The organism is Myceligenerans cantabricum (genome assembly GCF_054777735.1).
Genome location: NZ_BAAHAJ010000001.1, coordinates 163,734 through 177,397, shown reverse-complemented (window position 1 = coordinate 177,397; position 13,664 = coordinate 163,734). Strand labels below are relative to the sequence as shown.

Below are 13,664 nucleotides of genomic sequence, written 5' to 3'. Positions count from 1 at the left end.
GCTGATTTCGCCAGGCGGGATCCCGGCAGGGCGACTCAGTCCTCGTCCGGGTCCGTCCAGATGCCCGACTCGCGTTCCGTCCACAGCTCGCGGCGAGCCTCCGCCTTCGCGTCCATGCGCTCGGTGAAGTCGCGGCGCTTCTCCGCGCGGGTCGGGCGCGCGGACTCGTCCAGCCGCAGGTCGGTACCGCGCGCACCGAGCAGCTCGGCGCCCGTCTGGAGCGTCGGTTCCCAGTCGAAGACGACGGCGTTGGTGGGATCGCCGATCCGCACCTCGTCGCCCGCCACCGCACCGCTCTTGAACAGCCGGTCCTCGACGCCGAGGCGCTCCAGCCGGTCCGCGAGGAAACCGACCGCCTCGTCGTTGTTGAAGTCCGTCTGCTTGACCCAGCGCTCCGGCTTCGAGCCGCGCACCTCGAACCAGTAGTCGCGCTCGCCGCCCTTGCGGGTCACGGTGAAGCCCGCGGCATCGACCGGCCGGGGGCGCAGCACGATGCGCTCCGGCTCCGGCTGGGGTGCCGCGGCGCGCGCCTCCTCGACGATCTGGGCGAGTGCGAACGTCAGCGGGCGCAGCCCCTCGTGGGACGCGGTCGAGATCTCGAAGACCCGCAGGCCACGGGCCTCCAGGTCGGGCCGGACCATCTCGGCGAGGTCCCGCGCGTCGGGCACGTCGATCTTGTTCAGCACCACGAGCCGGGGACGCTCGGTGAGCGGCAGCCGGCCGCCCTCGATCCCGAGGTCGCCCGCGTACGCGGCGAGCTCGGCCTCCAGGGCGTCGAGATCGCTGACCGGGTCACGCTGCGTCTCCAGGGTCGCGCAGTCCAGCACGTGCACGATCACGGCCGTGCGCTCGATGTGCCGCAGGAACTCCAGGCCCAGGCCCTTGCCCTCGCTGGCCCCGGGGATCAGGCCGGGAACGTCCGCGACCGTGTAGCGGGACTCCCCCGCCTGCACGACGCCGAGGTTCGGCACGAGGGTGGTGAACGGGTAGTCGGCGATCTTGGGCCGCGCCGCCGAGATCGCGGCGATCAGGGAGGACTTGCCGGCGCTCGGGTAGCCCACCAGGGCGACGTCGGCGATGGTCTTCAGCTCGAGGACGACCTCCGCCTCGTCGCCCGGCTCCCCGAGCAGCGCGAACCCCGGCGCCTTGCGCTTGGGCGACGCCAGCGCCCGGTTGCCCAGACCGCCCCGGCCACCCTGTGCGACGACGTACTCGGCACCGGTCCCGACCATGTCCGCCAGCACGGTGCCCGCGCGGTCCTTGACGACCGTCCCGTCGGGGACGCCCAGGATCAGGTCGCCGCCGTTGGCGCCGTCGCGGTCGTCGCCCATGCCCTGGGAGCCGTTGGTGCCGCGGCGGTGCGGCGAGTGGTGGTACTCGAGCAGCGTGGGGGTCTGCCCGTCGACGACCAGCTTCACGGAACCGCCGTCGCCGCCGTTGCCCCCGTCGGGCCCGGCGAGGGGCTTGAACTTCTCGCGGCGGATCGACGCGACGCCGTGCCCGCCGTCACCGCCTGCGGCGTGCAGGACGACGCGATCGACAAAGCTGGCCATGGACCGATCCTCTCAAGACTTCATGGGCCCGGCGTCCCGTCGAGGCGGGACATCCGGAAGGTGCGGCGCCGCCTCGACGCGCTCGACGCGCCGCGGCGGTGCCGACCCGGCGGGACGCACCGCCGCGGCGGGCGGGCGCCCGGCCGCGGTGCGTAGGTACGGCGAGAGGGGCGTGCCCTGCCGGGCACGCCCCTCTCGCGGGAGCCGGGGTCAGGCCTCGGCGGGCTCGACGATGTCGATGACCTTGCGGCCGCGGCGGCTGCCGAACTGCACGGCGCCGGCGGCGAGCGCGAACAGCGTGTCGTCCTTGCCACGGCCGACGTTCTCGCCGGGGTGGAAGTGGGTGCCGCGCTGGCGCACGATGATCTCGCCCGCGTTCACGACCTGGCCGCCGAAGCGCTTCACGCCGAGACGCTGCGCGTTGGAGTCACGCCCGTTGCGCGAGGAGCTCGCGCCCTTCTTGTGTGCCATCTCTGCTGACCTCTTTCGGGGAGTTGCGGAAAGTACAGCCGCCGGGTCCGAGCCCGGCGGAAGCTCACTTGATGTCGGTGACCTTGAGGCGGGTCAGCGGCTGGCGGTGACCCTGGCGCTTCCGGTAACCGGTCTTGTTCTTGTACTTGAGGATCGTGATCTTCGGGCCCTTCTCGTCCCGCACGACCTCCGCGGTGACCTTGACCTCGGCCAGCTTGGCCCGGTCGGTGGTCACCTTCTCCCCGTCGACCAGCAGCAGGGCGGGCAGCTCCACCGTCTCGCCCGGTGCACCCGGGACACGGTCCATCACCACGATGGAACCGACGGAAACCTTCTCCTGCCGGCCACCGGCCTTGACGATCGCGTAAACCACGTTGAACTCTTCTCCTCGTCTTGGCGTGCGCACGACGTCGATCACCGGCTTTGCTGTAACTCTCACCGCCGCGGCGGTCGAGTGCGGTGCGCCATGGGCACGCGGGACAGGTGCGCAGAGCACGCACCGACGTCCAAGATTACGGGATGCTCTCGCGCCGTTCAAACCGCGCCGCCTGTGAGATGGCCGACGACGGCGAGCGCGGACGACGGAGCCAGCGAGGACGGCCCGCGACGGCCTGCGCAGGACAGGCCGGGGAAAGTGGCCCGCGCGCACGATGTGCCGCCTACCCTGAGGGGTATGGCCCATGACGCCGTCGCGCGCGCCATCCACGCCGTGCCGCGCACCGGATTCCTCCCGAGCAACCAGCGCACGTTCGCGAGCGCCGACCACCCGCTGCCCATCGGCCACGGCCAGACGTCCTCGCAGCCCCGGACGGTCGCCGACATGCTGCGCCTCCTGCGTGTCCCGCGCGGCGCGCGCGTGCTCGACGTCGGCTCCGGGTCCGGCTGGACCACCGCTCTCCTCGCCCACCTCTCGGGGCCGCACGGCGAGGTGCTCGGTGTCGAACGGCATCCCGCGCTGGCCGAGTGGGGTGCGGCGAACGTCGCGGCGACCGGGATGGGGTGGGCGCGGGTGGAGGCCGCGGAACCCGGCACGCTCGGCTCGCCGCGGGCGGGCGGCTGGGACCGGATCCTCGTGTCGGCCGCCGCAGCCCGGCTGCCCGACGAGCTGGTGCACCAGCTCTCCGCCGGCGGGCTCATGGTGATCCCGGTGCGCGGCCGGATGCTGCTCGTGGAGCAGCGGACCGCCGGCAGCCTCCGCGTGACCGAGCACGGCGGGTACCGCTTCGTGCCCCTGGTGGAGGACTGAACCCACCTCAAGGAGGTCAAGTCTTTTCCGCGCTGACACATCCTCCTCGTCAAGATGTTGCCAGCGGTGCCGTAGTCTCGCCGTATCCGAAGTCTTCGGGCGTCTGCCCCCCATCGTCGGCTGGGAAGTCGAACCTAGCCCGCGAGGTGCGCATGTCCGTCGCTGCCCCCGTCACGTCCACCTACTCCGCGCTCGCGCGGACCGTTCGGGAGACGGGCCTGCTGCACCGCACGCACGCCTACTACCTGTGGACCCTGGGAGCACTGACGGCCGCCCTGGGCGGCATCGTCACCGGATTCGTCCTGCTGGGCGACTCCTGGTTCCAGCTCCTCATGGCGGGCGCTCTCGGTCTGGTGCTCACGCAGTTCGCGTTCGTGGCGCACGAGGCCTCGCACCGGCAGGTGCTGAGCTCCGGCCGCGCCAACGACCGCCTCGGCCGCACCCTCGCGAACGCCGTGGTCGGCATCAGTTACTCGTGGTGGATGGTGAAGCACACCCGGCACCACGCGAACCCGAACCAGCGGGGCAAGGACCCGGACATCGCGAACGACGTCATCGCCTTCACCGAGGAGGGCGTCCGGCAGAATCGCGGGCTGAACGCGCTGATCAACCGCTACCAGGGCTGGCTGTTCTTCCCGCTGCTCACGCTGGAGGGCCTGAACCTGCACGTGACGGCGATCCGGTCGCTGCTGAAGGCTCCCGGCACGAGCGGCGCGGGGCTCGCCCGGTCCCGCGGCGCGCGGGCCCGAGAGCTCGTGACCATCGTCGTGCGCCTGACCCTGTACGTGGGTGTCCTGTTCTGGGCGCTGCCGGTCGGCCTCGCGTTCGCCTTCCTCGGGGTGCAGCTCGCCGTTTTCGGCGTGTACATGGGCGCCTCGTTCGCGCCGAACCACAAGGGCATGCCGCTCATCCCCGAGAACAGCCGGCTCGACTTCCTGTCGAAGCAGGTCCTGACCTCGCGCAACATCCGTGGTGGCTGGTGGATGACGATCCTGATGGGCGGCCTGAACTTCCAGATCGAGCACCACCTGTTCCCGAGCATGCCGCGCCCGCACCTGGCGCGGGCGCGCGAGATCGTGCGGGAGCACTGCGGCACGCTCGACATCCCGTACACGGAGACCAGCCTGCTGCAGTCGTACGCGATCATCATCGACTACCTGAACCGCGTCGGCCTGCACGCACGCGACCCGTTCGACTGCCCGATGTTCCACCAGCTCCGCAAGATGTAGCGCACCGCCCGTCCCCCGCCGGCGCCGCTCGTGCCGCGGCACCGACCGGCGACCGGAGCCGGCGACGGCGCGGGTCGAGGCGGGCCCGGCACCGTCGTCGGGCACCTCAGCCCATCGTCTTCTGGCCGTCGAGCGTCTCGCGGACGATGTCTGCGTGCCCGGCGTGCTGTGCCGTCTCCGTGGCGATGTGCATCAGCGCCCGCCGGTGGGACCAGGTGGCGCCCGGCTCGAACCACGGCGCCTCCGGGAGCAGGTGGTCCGCGTCCAGGTCGACGGTCCGGACCAGCTCGTCGGTCGCCGCGGCCGTCTCCTCGTAGGCCGCCAGCACCTCCGCGAGGGTCTCGTGCTGGAGCAGCCGGAACTCCCGCTCCCGCTGGGCGAAGAAGTCCTCGGTCATGACTTCCGGGCCGACGGCAGCGGCCTCACCGGTGCGGATGAAGTCCGCCCAGCCCTTCTCGACCTGGGTCACGTGCTTGATCAGGCCGCCGATGCACAGCGTGCTCGCCGTCGGTGTCTCCCGGGCCTGGTCGTCACTGAGCCCCTGTGCGGTGTACCGCAGGAACCCCCGGTGGTTGCCCAGGACCTCCAGCAGGTCGGTGCGCTCACGGGACAGGGTGCTAGTGCCGGTGGTGGTCATACGTCGCTCCGCCTCGATCGATCGGGTGTGCCCTTCGCACGCGCCAGTCTGCCGCGACTGTCTGACATCGAGAGGTGTCCGGCGTCGAGGACGCCCGAGAACGACAGAGGGGCCGCCGTCCCTGGTGGACGGCGGCCCCTCCCGGAGATCACAGGCCGAGCACGCGGGCCCAGAATCCCTTCTTGCGCTGGTTCTCAGGCGACCTGGTCGCCAGCTCCTTTGGGCGGTTCGGGCGCCCGCTCGTCGTCGTCCTGCCCGACCTCGTCCGTGGTGGCGTCGGTACCGCGATCCTCGGCGGACCCGGCGGACTCGGCCGACCGGTCCGGCAGCACGATCGCGTCGAGCGACGCGGACGGCGTCGCCTGGGTCCGCTCGCCGGCGACGCTCTTCGGCTCGGGCAGGCTGAGCTCGACCTTCGGCTCCGGCCTGGCCTCCGCCTCCGGTGCGTCGTCCGCGCCGGCGTCCCCGGCCGGGCCGACGTCCGGGGCGACATCCGCCTCGCCCTTCGTGTCCTCGTCCTCGTGCGCGTGCTGCGCCGCGGCCGCGATGGTCGCCAGCCTGGCCTTGACGTCCTCGCGCTCCTCGGAGCTCTCCTCGGGGAGCACCGTCGCGCCCTGCGCGGCCGGACCCGAGCTCTTCGCCGGGGACGGGGTCTCGGCACCGCCGCCCGACTTGCCGCCCCGCTTGCGGCGCTTGCGCCCGCTCCCGGAACCGCCGTCGGACTGCTCGCCGCCGGACGGGCCGCGCTCGATCGGGTGGTCGTGCACCACGAAACCGCGCCCGTGGCAGTGCTCGCACGTCTCGCTGAACGCCTCGACGAGCCCCTGCCCGACGCGCTTGCGCGTCATCTGGACCAGGCCCAACGAGGTCACCTCGGCCACCTGGTGCTTGGTCCGGTCGCGGCCCAGGCACTCGACCAGGCGGCGCAGCACCAGGTCACGGTTCGACTCGAGCACCATGTCGATGAAGTCGATGACGATGATGCCGCCGATGTCGCGCAGGCGCAGCTGCCGCACGATCTCCTCGGCCGCCTCGAGGTTGTTCCGCGTGACGGTCTCCTCGAGCGTGCCGCCCGCGCCCGTGAACTTGCCGGTGTTGACGTCGACGACGGTCATCGCCTCGGTACGGTCGATCACCAGCGAGCCGCCGGACGGCAGCCACACCTTGCGGTCCATGCCCTTGGAGAGCTGCTCGTCGACACGGTGCGCGGCGAAGACGTCGCCGGGCTGCGTCCACTTCGTCACCCGCTCGCGCAGGTCCGGGGCGAGCTCGTCCACGTAGGTCGAGATCTCGTCCCACGCCCGGCTGCCTTCCACCACGAGCGAGGAGAAGTCGTCGTTGAAGATGTCGCGCACCACGCGGATCGCGAGGTCGGGCTCACCCTGGAGCAGCACCGGCGCGGACTTCTTGGACTTCTCAGCCTTCTTCGTGATCGCGTCCCACTGCGCCTGCAGGCGCTCGACGTCGGCCCGCAGCTCGTCCTCGCTCGCCCCCTCGGCGGCGGTCCGCACGATCACGCCGGCGCCGTCCGGGACGACCTCGCGCAGGATCTTCTTGAGCCGGTTGCGCTCGGTGTCCGGCAGCTTGCGGCTGATGCCGGTCATGCCGCCGCCCGGGACGAACACGAGGTACCGCCCGGCGAGCGTGACCTGCGACGTCAGGCGAGCACCCTTGTGCCCGATCGGGTCCTTGGTGACCTGCACCAGCACCGTGTCGCCGGACTTGAGCGCCTCCTCGATGCGGCGCGGCTGGCCGTCCGCGATCCCCGAGGCGTCCCAGTTCACCTCGCCCGCGTACAGCACGGCGTTGCGGCCCTTGCCGATGTCGACGAACGCCGCCTCCATGGACGGCAGCACGTTCTGCACGCGGCCCAGGTAGACGTTGCCGGCCATGGAGACCTGCGACTGCTGCGAGACGTAGTGCTCCACGAGGACGCCGTCCTCCAGCACCGCGATCTGCGTGCGCCCGTCCTGCTCGCGCACCACCATCGACCGCGTCACCGACTCACGGCGTGCCAGGAACTCGGCCTCGGAGACGATCTGGCGCCGCCGTCCGGCGTCGCGCCCCTCCCGGCGGCGCTGCCGCTTGGCCTCCAGGCGCGTCGACCCCTTCAGCGCCGTGACCTCGTCAGACGGTCCCCGTCCGCGTGCGGCCTCCGCACGCTCCGCGCGGCTGCCCCGGCGACGGCGGCGACGGCGACGGCTGCCCGCGTCCCCGTCGTCGTCCTCGGAGTCCCCGGGCTCGTCCTGCGCGGACGCGTCGTCGGCCGGCTCGTCCTGCGCCTTCTCGTCGTCGTGCTCGTCGTCCTGGCGCGAGTCGCGCGAGCGGCCGCCCCGGCGGCCGCGGCCGCCCCGGCGCCGACGGCGGCGGTTCTGCCGGCCCTCGTCGTCCTCCTCGTCCGACTCGTCGTCGTCCTCGAAGTCCTGCGGCGCGAGCTCGGCGAGCTCGACGCCCTCGGCGGTCAGCTCCTCCTCGATGACACCGACCTCGTCCACGGCGGCCGCGTCGTCGTCGCTCAGCTCGGCGGCCTGGAACTGCGGAGCGCTGCCGGTGCCCTCGGTCGCGGCGGCACTCTGCTTCTCGGCCGCGTCCTGGGCCTGCGCCGGCGCGTCCGCACGACGGGTCGCCGTGGCAGGCTTCCGGCCCGGTCCTCCGGACCTGCGCGAGGCGGTCCGGCCACCGGCCTCACCCGCGGTCTCGACGGTCCCGGCCGCAGGAGCCTCCGGGGCCTCCTGGGTGTCCGGCGCCGCGAGGCCCGCGCCCGCCATCGTGAGCTCGGGCTCGGGCTCGGGCCGCGGCCGCTGCACGGTGGCCATGTCGGGTGCCTGGAACAGCAGGGCGGTGGTCGCCAGCCGCGGTGCCGTGCGGGGCCGCTCGTCCCGCGTCTCCGCGGCTCCGGTCCCGCCCGGGCGCTTCCCCGTGTCCGACGACGGCGCTGCCGCACCGGTCCGGCGCGCAGCCTTCGCCCGGGTCGTGGGCTTCCGCCCCGCGGGCTCGGGAACAGACCCGGCGTCGGAGTCGGAGGAGGCCCCGGACGTCGCAGGCTCCGTCCTGGCTGCCTCGGTCGTCGCGGACTCGGTCGTCGCGGGCTTTCGCGACCGGGTACGACGCGCGCGCTCCGGCTTCTCCTCGACACGCGCGACCGGCTCGGCCGTGGCGGCGGGCTCCGGCTGCTGGGCGGGCTCGGTCTTCTCGGCGGCACCGGCGGGCTTGGTCGCACGGCGCGAACGGCGCCCCGGCCCGGCGTCTGCCGTCCCCGGGGTCTCGGCCGCCGGGGTCTCGGTGTCCGCGGTCCCGCCCGCCGCCGGGGCGGTCTCGGCAGGCGGCGGGGTCTCGGCCGGCGGTGCTGTGCCGGCAGGCGGTGCCGTGTCGGTCACCGGCGCGATCTCCGCCTCCGGGGTGACGACAGCCGCCTCCTCCGGGGACACGACGGGCGCCGCGGAACCGCGGGACGCACGGCGGCGCGGCCGCATCGCGGAGCCGGTGCCGGCGGTGACGTTCACCACCGGCGCCGGGGCCGACGACGACTGCGCCGTGTCGCCGGCCTTGATGACGATGGGGGCAGCCGTCTTGGCGGGTGCCGAGGTGGTACGCGTGGCGCGGCGCCGCACCGGCTTGCTCGCGGTGCCCTCGGAGGACGAGACGTCGTCCTCGTGATCGTTCTGTGACCCGGCGTCGGGACCAGCGGTAGGGGGAGTCGTCACGTGGGTGCTCCTGTGCTGGGGCCCGCCCCACACCGGCGGACCGCCAGGCGGTCGGTCGTCCGGGAACACGTCGCCTCGAAGCGCCGTGCCGGACAGAAGTCTCGGTTGCGGCCCCACCTGCCGTGTCTTCGCGGACGCCTGCGACTGCGGATCTCTTGCACGATCCCCGCCGTCGCGGCACCGCGGCGGACACGGTACTGCGGGCTCTGCAGCCCCGGCCAGGATGTGGGTCCGGCAAGGGCGAGTTCAGTATCGCACAAGCCAGCGGTCAGGACCGGGGCGACCCGCCCGGGCGAACGACGGGGTCGCGAGTGGCCGATGTCACGCCCGGCGGCGTCGAAACCACTCCTGACCGGGCATAGAGTGCTTGTGAAGAAAAGAACAAGCGGGAATCTGCCCGGACGCCGCGCACCGCACGGACCGCACGCCTAGCGTCGAACCAGGACCCGCCCTGCCGCAGCGGCCACCCGGCCGCTCGACGACACCGACCCGCAGGAGCCCCCGTGGACGCACTCGACCTGGCGCGCTGGCAGTTCGCCATCACCACCGTCTACCACTTCATCTTCGTCCCGCTGACGATCGGCCTCGCCCCGCTCGTCGCGATCATGCAGACCGCCTGGGTGCGGACCGGCGACGAACGCTGGCTGCGGCTCACGAAGTTCTTCGGGAAGCTCTTCCTCATCAACTTCGCGCTGGGTGTGGTCACCGGCATCGTGCAGGAGTTCCAGTTCGGCATGAACTGGAGCGAGTACTCCCGGTTCGTCGGCGACGTGTTCGGCGCCCCGCTCGCCATGGAGGCCCTCGCCGCGTTCTTCGTCGAGTCCACGTTCCTGGGACTGTGGATCTTCGGCTGGGACCGTCTGAGCAAGAAGGTGCACCTGGCCTGCATCTGGGCCGTGGCCATCGCGGTGAACCTGTCCGCGTTCTTCATCCTCGCCGCCAACTCCTGGATGCAGCACCCCGTGGGCACGCGCTTCAACCCCGAGACGGGGCGCGCGGAGATGGAGTCCATCTGGCCGATCCTCGCGAACAACACCCTCTGGGCCGCGTTCCCGCACACGGTGGCCGCCGCGTTCCTCACCGCCGGCACGTTCGTCGCGGGCATCGCCGCCTGGTGGATGGTGCGCCTCGTGCGCACCGGCGACGAGAGCGAGGTGGCGCTCGCCCGCGAAGTGTACCGCCCGGCCGTCGTCCTGGGCACGGTGACGATGCTGGTCGCCGGGATCGGCGTCGGCCTCTCGGGCGACTTCCAGGGCAAGCTCATGTTCGAGCAACAGCCCGGCAAGATGGCGTCCGCCGAGGCGCTGTGCGAGGGCTCGGAGGGCGCGAACTTCTCCATCCTCACCATCGGCGACCTGTCCAACTCCTGCGAGGGCGTCCGGCACATCCTCGAGGTACCGGGCCTGTCCAGCTACCTGGGTACCGGGAGCTTCAGCGGCGCGGACAGCTACCTCCCCGGCGTGTACGACGTCCAGGCCGAGTACGAGGAGCGCTACGGCGAGACCGACGCCGCCGGCGACCCCGTCTCCTACACCCCGAACCTCGCCCTGACCTACTGGTCGTTCCGGCTCATGATCGGCTTCGCCGCCGGCTCGGCCGCCCTCGCGCTGCTCGCGCTGTGGTTCACCCGCGGCGGGCGCGTCACCGGGAACAGATGGTTCGCCCGCGTCGGGATCTGGGCGATCCCCACCCCGTTCCTCGCCTCCTCCTTCGGCTGGATCTTCACCGAGACCGGCCGCCAGCCGTGGGTCGTGGCCCCGAACCCGACCGGCATCGACCAGGTCCGCCTGCTCACCGAGCGCGGCGTGTCGACCGTCGTGAGCCCCGGGACGGTGCTCACCTCGATGATCGTGTTCACCGTCCTGTACGGCGTGCTCGCCGTCGTCTGGGGCCGGCTGATGCACCGCTACGCCATCGAGGGCGTCCCCGCCACCGTCCGCGACGAGTCGCCCGAGGCGCAGACCGACGACGACGCCGACCGCCCCCTCTCCTTCGCGTACTGAGCCTTCCGGAGCCGGCGGGCTCGGCCCGCAGGCGCCGGCCACCCCTGCGGCCCGGGCCGGCGACCACATCCTTGAAAGGAACCGACAGATGGATCTCGCACTCTTCTGGTTCGTGCTCATCGCCGTCCTGTGGACCGGCTACCTCGTGCTGGAGGGCTTCGACTTCGGCGTCGGCATGCTGCTCTCGATCCTGCCGCGCGGCGGGGCGGAGAACCGCGACAAGGAACGCCGTGTCCTGATCAACACGATCGGGCCCGTGTGGGACGGGAACGAGGTGTGGCTGATCACCGCGGGCGGCGCGACGTTCGCCGCCTTCCCCGAGTGGTACGCCACCCTGTTCTCCGGCTTCTACGTGCCGTTGCTGATCATCCTCGTGGCCCTCATCGTGCGCGGTGTCGCGTTCGAGTACCGCGGCAAGATCTCCGACAAGACCTGGCAGCGCCGCTGCGACCTGGCCATCCAGGCCGGGTCGTGGGCGCCCGCGGTGCTCTGGGGCGTGGCGTTCGCCAACCTCGTGCGCGGCGTCGAGCTGGACGCCGCGCACCAGTACGTAGGCGGCTTCTGGGCGCTGCTCAACCCGTTCGCCCTGCTCGGCGGGCTCGTCACCCTCGTGCTGTTCCTGCTGCACGGCGCTGTCTTCGTCGCGCTCAAGACGAGCGGTGACCTCCGCGAGCGCGCCTGCCGCCTGGCCTCCGTCCTCTCCTACGCGGCCGTCGTGGTCGCGGGCGGCTGGGCGGTCTGGGCGCAGGTGGCCTACTCGGCCACGTGGACGTGGGCGGCCGTGATCGTCGCGGCCGCCGCACTGGCCGGCGTCGTCCTGGCGACGCGGCGCGCACGCGAGGGCCGGGCGTTCACGCTGTCCGCCGTGGCGCTGGTCGCGGCGGTGGTGCTGATCTTCGGGTCGATGTACCCGGACGTGATGCCCGGGCTCGACGGCGGAGAGTCGCTGACCATCGCGGAGGCGTCGTCGACCCCGTACACCCTCGGGGTGATGACCGTCGTGGCGGTGATCCTCACCCCGCTCGTGCTCGCCTACCAGGCCTGGACGTACTGGGTGTTCCGACGCCGCCTCTCGGTACGAGACATCCCCGCCCCGGCAGGCCTGACCTGGCAGCGCATCAAGGACGCGGCCTTCTGACCCCCGTCGGGTCCACGCCCACGCCGTCGGCGGGGTCCGGACGGTCGAGCCCCACCGACGGCGCGCACCCGGCGGCGAGGGGCCGGCGTGCTACGGCGCGGTGTCGAAGGTGACCACCGCGATCCGTTCGCCGACCACCCACGGTGCGCCGATCGCGCAGATCTGCGGCCGTTCGACGCAGTCGACGTACTCGTCGGCCCGCTCGCCGTCGGTCCGCTGGAACAGCGGGAACGCCGCGACGTCGACCCGGAACGCACCGTCGGCGTCGGCGACCGCCGCCGTGCCGTACTCGTAGAGGCAGTCGGCGCCGTCGACCCCTGCCCCGTCCGTCGCGACCGGGCACTGCGACAGGTCGACGTCGGCCCCGGGCTGGAATCCGGTGCCGACCACGACGGCGTTGCCGGTGTTCTCCTGGACGTCGTACGTCCACGACTCGATGGCGAGCTCCGGCGCGGCGGGCATGCCGACGCCGTCGGGCAGCCGGAACGGGGCAACGGCCGCCACCGTCCGGCCGTCCGTGACGACGCCGAGCACGCACCCGGAGTCGCACAGCACCTCGTGACCGTTGATCTTGAGGAACCTCTCCGGCTCGACCGTGGTGCTGAGGCTGCCGTCCGCGGACGTCTCCTCGGCGATGCCCTTGTCCGAGTTGAACGAGCACATCGCGTCGGCCGGGCCGCCGTCGATCTTCACGAGGTCGGCCGCGCACGGGAGCACCTCGACCATCTCGCCACCGGGCAGGCCCTCGACGTCCACGCGGAGGCTCCCGCCCTTCGACACCACCGTGAGGGTGGTCTCCGTGGCGCCGGGCGACGACGGCCCGCCGGTGTCCGGCGACGTCGGACCGGGGCTCACGGTGCCGGGCGACGACGGCCCGGGCGGCCCCTCGGAGCCGTCCGCCCCGTCGCACCCGGCGAGCGTCAGGAGGAGCAGCCCGGCGAGCAGCGGGGCCCCGAGCCGGCCCCCGGTCACGGGTAGCCCAGGTACTCGTCGATCGACCGGCCGACGCGCCACGAGTAGTTCTGCTCGCCGACCAGCCAGTTCCGGCCCTTCTTCCAGGTGTGGAACTCCATCTCCAGGTAGCAGGCGACCGCGGTGGTGTTGTTCAGCTCCCCGAGGTTGGAGCGGTAGGACCGCACGTCGTTGGTGCCCGGGCTGCCCGCCCCGAACCACCGGACGAACTTCTCCGAGCAGTTGCTGCCCCCGGTGGAGACGTACATCATCAGCGTCCCGTGGTTGCCGTTGGTGGTGTTCCCGCACGACTCGCTGCGGGCGTTGGAGTGGATCGGGACGTGCAGGTTCGAGCCGTAGTTGTTGGAGCTGTTCACGTTCTGGTTGAGCGTGCCGTTCCCCCGGCGCACGCGGTAGCCGCGCTCGAGCAGGTTGAGGCGGCCGGACTTGGCGCCGTTGATCGCGTGCAGCGCCGTCTGGTACGACTGGCTGTTCTCCGAGTAGCCCGCGCAGCCGTGGTTCGTGATGCAGGAGCCGCCGGGCACGCCGTCGTTCCCGTCGTGGCAGGCCTGGGACAGGTAGATGCGCTTCCCGTTCCAGCTGCCCGGGTTGTAGTTGACGTCCGCGGACGCCGGCTGTGCGAGCGCCACCACCGTGGTCCCGGTGAGCGCGACGGCCACCAGGGCCGCTCCGGCCCGGCGCAGGTGCTTCAGCAGGTTGACGGTCATCAGC

Annotated in this window: 11 protein-coding genes; 4 read left to right on the top strand and 7 right to left on the bottom strand. The window is 72.3% G+C overall.

Features of this window, described 5'->3' with window-relative positions; all coding sequences use genetic code 11:
* Positions 1-35: 35 nt before the first annotated feature.
* The 3 genes from obgE to rplU all read right to left on the bottom strand — a co-directional run bounded on the left by obgE (position 36) and on the right by rplU (position 2,397).
* The gene (gene obgE, locus ACYU96_RS00820) at positions 36-1,553 is read right to left on the bottom strand and encodes a GTPase ObgE (RefSeq protein ID WP_460748145.1); all 1,518 of its coding nucleotides are present in this window, start codon (positions 1,551-1,553) and stop codon (positions 36-38) included.
* Positions 1,554-1,763: 210 nt separating this feature from the next.
* Positions 1,764-2,024 (bottom strand): 50S ribosomal protein L27, encoded by a 261-nt coding sequence (rpmA, locus tag ACYU96_RS00815; RefSeq protein ID WP_460748143.1) that lies wholly within the window; start codon positions 2,022-2,024, stop codon positions 1,764-1,766.
* A 64-nt stretch (positions 2,025-2,088) separates the two neighbouring features.
* Entirely contained in the window at positions 2,089-2,397 is a 309-nt protein-coding gene (rplU, locus tag ACYU96_RS00810) for a 50S ribosomal protein L21 (protein WP_460748433.1), read from the bottom strand.
* Positions 2,398-2,697: 300 nt separating this feature from the next.
* On the opposite strand from rplU, the gene ACYU96_RS00805 reads away from it, so the two are divergent.
* Together ACYU96_RS00805 and ACYU96_RS00800 are read left to right on the top strand one after the other, a co-directional pair.
* Entirely contained in the window at positions 2,698-3,270 is a 573-nt protein-coding gene (locus ACYU96_RS00805; RefSeq protein WP_460748141.1) for a protein-L-isoaspartate O-methyltransferase family protein, read from the top strand.
* Positions 3,271-3,422: 152 nt separating this feature from the next.
* Complete coding sequence (locus ACYU96_RS00800; protein ID WP_460748139.1) at positions 3,423-4,499, top strand: fatty acid desaturase family protein; 1,077 nt, start codon at positions 3,423-3,425, stop codon at positions 4,497-4,499.
* A 106-nt stretch (positions 4,500-4,605) separates the two neighbouring features.
* Here the strand turns inward: ACYU96_RS00800 and ACYU96_RS00795 are convergent, their stop codons facing one another.
* The gene (locus ACYU96_RS00795) at positions 4,606-5,136 is read right to left on the bottom strand and encodes a DinB family protein (protein WP_460748138.1); all 531 of its coding nucleotides are present in this window, start codon (positions 5,134-5,136) and stop codon (positions 4,606-4,608) included.
* Between the two features lie 194 nt (positions 5,137-5,330).
* Complete coding sequence (locus tag ACYU96_RS00790) at positions 5,331-8,609, bottom strand: Rne/Rng family ribonuclease (protein ID WP_460748430.1); 3,279 nt, start codon at positions 8,607-8,609, stop codon at positions 5,331-5,333.
* Positions 8,610-9,343: 734 nt separating this feature from the next.
* Here ACYU96_RS00790 and ACYU96_RS00785 point away from each other — a divergent pair.
* Complete coding sequence (locus tag ACYU96_RS00785; RefSeq protein WP_460748135.1) at positions 9,344-10,843, top strand: cytochrome ubiquinol oxidase subunit I; 1,500 nt, start codon at positions 9,344-9,346, stop codon at positions 10,841-10,843.
* Between the two features lie 88 nt (positions 10,844-10,931).
* Positions 10,932-11,981, top strand: coding sequence for a cytochrome d ubiquinol oxidase subunit II (gene cydB / locus ACYU96_RS00780; RefSeq protein ID WP_460748133.1), 1,050 nt, complete (start codon positions 10,932-10,934; stop codon positions 11,979-11,981).
* A 90-nt stretch (positions 11,982-12,071) separates the two neighbouring features.
* Here cydB and ACYU96_RS00775 read toward each other — a convergent pair whose 3' ends face one another.
* Together ACYU96_RS00775 and ACYU96_RS00770 are read right to left on the bottom strand one after the other, a co-directional pair.
* The gene (locus ACYU96_RS00775) at positions 12,072-12,953 is read right to left on the bottom strand and encodes a hypothetical protein (RefSeq protein WP_460748132.1); all 882 of its coding nucleotides are present in this window, start codon (positions 12,951-12,953) and stop codon (positions 12,072-12,074) included.
* On the bottom strand, positions 12,950-13,660 hold the full coding sequence (locus ACYU96_RS00770) for a hypothetical protein (RefSeq protein ID WP_460748130.1): 711 nt from the start codon (positions 13,658-13,660) through the stop codon (positions 12,950-12,952). Before ACYU96_RS00770 ends, ACYU96_RS00775 begins: the two co-directional genes overlap by 4 nt.
* Positions 13,661-13,664 lie beyond the last annotated feature (4 nt).

What these genes read in the sequence shown, in the direction of transcription:
- obgE (WP_460748145.1), bottom strand. Translation starts at nt 1,553, where the DNA reads ATGGCCAGCTTTGTCGATCGCGTCGTCCTGCACGCCGCAGGCGGTGAC.
- rpmA (WP_460748143.1), bottom strand. Translation starts at nt 2,024, where the DNA reads ATGGCACACAAGAAGGGCGCGAGCTCCTCGCGCAACGGGCGTGACTCC.
- ACYU96_RS00805 (WP_460748141.1), top strand. Translation starts at nt 2,698, where the DNA reads ATGGCCCATGACGCCGTCGCGCGCGCCATCCACGCCGTGCCGCGCACC.
- ACYU96_RS00800 (WP_460748139.1), top strand. Translation starts at nt 3,423, where the DNA reads ATGTCCGTCGCTGCCCCCGTCACGTCCACCTACTCCGCGCTCGCGCGG.
- ACYU96_RS00795 (WP_460748138.1), bottom strand. Translation starts at nt 5,136, where the DNA reads ATGACCACCACCGGCACTAGCACCCTGTCCCGTGAGCGCACCGACCTG.
- ACYU96_RS00790 (WP_460748430.1), bottom strand. Translation starts at nt 8,609, where the DNA reads ATGCGGCCGCGCCGCCGTGCGTCCCGCGGTTCCGCGGCGCCCGTCGTG.
- cydB (WP_460748133.1), top strand. Translation starts at nt 10,932, where the DNA reads ATGGATCTCGCACTCTTCTGGTTCGTGCTCATCGCCGTCCTGTGGACC.
- ACYU96_RS00770 (WP_460748130.1), bottom strand. Translation starts at nt 13,660, where the DNA reads ATGACCGTCAACCTGCTGAAGCACCTGCGCCGGGCCGGAGCGGCCCTG.